Raw genomic sequence first — 1,752 nt, forward strand, 5'->3', positions numbered from 1 at the left:
CCTGAGTTGATGCATTTGCTTAGTGTCCCGGTTGCCCGGTGATCTGCTCGATGATCGTGGCGGCGTCCTCGGGGATCTGGGGCGGGATCAGTTGGGTGTGATCGCCGGCTTGCAGCAGCGCGGACTGGATCGGGCGCAGCGTGGTGATGATCCGTTTCAGGCTCAGCCCGGTCGCGTTCTGCATGAATCGCGCGATCGCCAGGGCAGTGAACACAATGGTCAGGTGCGCTTCGATCGAGTCGCGTTGCCGATGGAACATGGGCCTGGCCTGCAGGTCGCTCTTGCTCATCCGGAACGATTGCTCGACCTGCCAGAGGTCGTGATAGCTCGAGAGCACCTCAGCCGGCGGCATGACATCGGCGGGGATGTTGGTGACGTAGCCCTTCAGCCCGACCAGGCCACGAGCTCGTTCGAGGGACCCCTCGTCGAGGGCCCGGCCCGCGGCGGTGGTCTTGACGAACCGGGTCGACTTCACCGCCGCGTCCCCGTCGATGACCGCGCGGGCACGGTTCTCCTGCGCGGTCAGCGTGTGCCCATCCCGGGTAGCGCGCTTCTTCGAGAAGGCCCAGACCGCGCGCCAATGCCCGGGATGCTCCTCGGCATTCCAGACCGGTTCCCGCCGGCGCCGCTTCTGCTCCGTTTTGGCGTTGCCGTGGCGGGGCGTGATGGTGTCGATCAGCTGTCCATCCTCGAAGGCGTCCCCGTTCCAGTGGAAGTGATTGGCGAGGTCACCGGGGGCTTTGACCTGTCTCGAGCCGACGATGAATCTCAGACCCGCTTCGTCCAGCGCGGTCAGGTTGGCGGTGGAGAGCATCCCCGCATCAGCGACAACGACCATGTCGGCGAGGTTGTGACGGTCCTGGAACTGCTTGATGATCGGCACGATCGTGCGGGTCTCCGCATGGTTGCCCTCGAAGCAGCCGATCTCCAACGGGAATCCGTTGCGGTCCACCAGCAGCCCGACCACGATCTGCGGATCCACCCGGCGCTCCTTGGAGTAGCCGACCTTGCGCAACTGATCTTCGTACTCTGCCTCGAAGTAGAGCGTGGTGACGTCGTAGAGGACCAGAGAGATGTCGCCGCTGGTGGCGGTGTGTTCGAAGCACTTCGTGGCGATCTGGTCGCGATAGCGGCGTTCCTGGGCCTGGCGGAGGTGGCGATAGATCGTCGCGTGATGCGGTGGATCCACACCCAGCCCCTCGAGCACACGGATCGAATCGAGCTTCGAGGTCGGCTCCACCAAGCGTGCCAGCACGACCTGCTCGAACACCTCGTCCTCGACGACCCCGAAGCCCAGGCGCGAGTACGCAGCTCTCAACGTGGACCAGAGCACATCGCTGGTGGTTCCCACGACGCGAACACCACCGTGACTTCCCGCAGCAGACGTCTCTGCTGGTGGTGCAGCAGTCGGGATGAGTTGGGGCTGTTGCTCTGCGGGGCGGGCCAGCGTGGTATCCGCTCCGGAATCCACGCCCAGTTCGAGGGCTTCCTGCTCGCCCTGGAGGATCTCGCGGCCCCGCTGGACCAGCAGTGCGACCTCGACCGGACTATGACCGGAGCCGAGGTGCTGGATGATCTCCAGCTTCCCGTGCCGCTTCTGGACGACCTGCACCGCAGTCGCTCCGGACCCGGTCCTCACCTTCCGCACGAACGCCACCCCGTTAGTATCCCGAATCACCCACCTCGACCCACAAACCTCCAGGTCAACGGGTTGATAGCTCGCCAGCGACATCACCGTGCATCAAGTCAGGT

Annotated in this window: 1 protein-coding gene; it reads right to left on the minus strand. The window is 64.7% G+C overall.

Annotation, left to right across the window (positions count from 1 at the left end):
* Positions 1–19 precede the first annotated feature (19 nt).
* Entirely contained in the window at positions 20–1,657 is a 1,638-nt protein-coding gene (locus ACFQRD_RS16630) for an IS1634 family transposase (protein ID WP_377804787.1), read from the minus strand.
* Between the last annotated feature and the right edge of the window lie 95 nt (positions 1,658–1,752).

This window comes from Brachybacterium sp. GCM10030268, from assembly GCF_042666305.1.
Lineage (GTDB): Bacteria > Actinomycetota > Actinomycetes > Actinomycetales > Dermabacteraceae > Brachybacterium.